At 48.8% G+C, this 1,567-nt stretch carries 1 protein-coding gene; it reads left to right on the plus strand.

Annotation, left to right across the window (positions count from 1 at the left end; translation table 11 throughout):
- Positions 1-76: 76 nt before the first annotated feature.
- Positions 77-1,567 (plus strand): putative basic amino acid antiporter YfcC (yfcC, locus tag R7P67_RS23945; protein ID WP_318086210.1); only part of this gene is annotated, 1,491 nt, incomplete at its 3' end.

Raw genomic sequence — 1,567 nt, forward strand, 5'->3', positions numbered from 1 at the left:
TACAGGCATTAATATTGACTTTTTATTCTACTTTATCGATATTTCATGCTTTGTTTGATTCGACGTGAAGTAAGTTATGTCTCACACACATGCGCAGCCATCGGAATCGGCTGCAACAAAGCAATCATGGCAGATGCCTGACACTCTCATTTTAATCTTTTTTGTTGGTATCTTTGCTGCGATTCTTACCTATCTAATTCCTGCTGGTCACTTTGATAGCCAACAGGTGTCTTACGTGGTAGATGGTACGGAAAAAACACGTACTGTTATTGATCCGTCTTCTTTCTCGTACGCAACCGACGAAAACGGCGAGCTGGTTTACAACAAAGTGGGGCTCTTCGCTTCTGGCGGCGGTATCGGCTTGATGAACTTCCCATTTGAAGGTCTGGTTTCAGGTTCAAAATGGGGCAGCGCAATCGGCGTTATCATGTTTATTTTTGTGATCTGCGGCGCTTTTGGTGTCGTGATGCGCACGGGCACTATCGACAACGGTATCCTTCGCCTGATCGACAAAACCAAAGGTAACGAAGCGCTCTTCATTCCTGTTCTGTTCTTGCTGTTCTCTTTGGGCGGCGCTGTCTTTGGGATGGGTGAAGAGGCGGTGGCGTTCGCCATCATCATCGCTCCATTGATGGTTCGCCTAGGTTATGACGGCATTACGACCGTAATGGTGACTTACGTTGCGACTCAGATTGGTTTTGCGACATCTTGGATGAACCCATTCTCGGTTGCGATTGCACAAGGTATTGCTGGTATTCCTGTACTATCGGGCATGACGGTTCGTATGGCACTTTGGGTTGGTTTTACACTCATCGGTATCGCCTTTACGATGGTTTATGCGTCTCGCATCAAAGCAAATCCTGAGTACTCTTACAGCCGCCGTACGGATAAATACTTCCGTCAGCAAGAACTAGGTAGCCACGACTCTCGTTGGAACTTCGGAGACACGCTCGTTATTCTAACGGTTATCGCAACGACGATTTGGGTGGTTTGGGGCGTAGTAGCCAAAGCATGGTACATCCCAGAAATCGCTTCTCAGTTCTTCACAATGGGCTTTGTGGTTGCCATCATCGGTACGATCTTCCGTCTAAACGGCATGACCCTTAACTGTGCGGCGGACGCATTCAAAGAAGGTGCAGCAATCATGCTAGCTCCTGCTCTTTTGGTTGGCTGTGCGAAAGGTGTATTGCTTATTCTGGGTGGTGGTACTACCGATGAAGCAAGCGTACTGAACTCGATTTTGAACAGCGCAGGCGGCGTGATCAGCGGCCTTCCTGATGTTGCCGCAGCTTGGTTGATGTATGTGTTCCAATCCATCTTCAACTTCTTCGTAACCTCGGGTTCTGGCCAAGCAGCACTTACGATGCCTCTGCTGTCTCCTCTTGCAGACATCGCTGGCGTAACGCGTCAGGTAGCGGTTCTGGCATTCCAACTGGGTGATGGTTTCACTAACGTGATAGTCCCTACTTCTGCGTCCCTAATGGCAACGCTTGGCGTGTGTCGTATCGACTGGGGTGACTGGGCAAAATTCTGCTGGCGCTTTATGCTATTACTCTTTACCCTATCG

This window comes from Vibrio sp. Vb0937, assembly GCF_033338855.1.